The sequence below is a fragment of the Aeromonas aquatilis genome (genome assembly GCF_054052405.1).
In genome coordinates this window covers 1-266 of the sequence record NZ_JBSTYP010000214.1, presented here as the reverse complement: position 1 = coordinate 266, position 266 = coordinate 1, and the positions used below count along the sequence as shown (strand labels likewise).

Below are 266 nucleotides of genomic sequence, written 5' to 3'. Positions count from 1 at the left end.
GGGGTTTCAGGAAGATAACTATACCGCTGGGCAGACCTGCCTGATGGGCTTTGACCTGACTGGCCCCTGGAGGTAAGTCATGGCGACTTTCTTGCCGTCAAAAGGGTGGCTGATGTTATCGGCCGCCCAGACCATTACCTACGATGCCGCGCTTGATGTAACCGCGACCGGTGGGGCGGAATGGGCAGACTGGTTTGGCGATACCGCCGATATCGGGTTGTTCCGTTATGCCTATAACAAGAGCGGTGCAGCTGATACCGGCGTAT

1 pseudogene is annotated in these 266 nt (G+C 56.8%); it reads left to right on the top strand.

What is annotated here, in order from left to right:
• Positions 1–79: 79 nt before the first annotated feature.
• Positions 80–266: pseudogene (locus ACW5W8_RS24085) on the top strand (hypothetical protein); the annotation flags it as partial.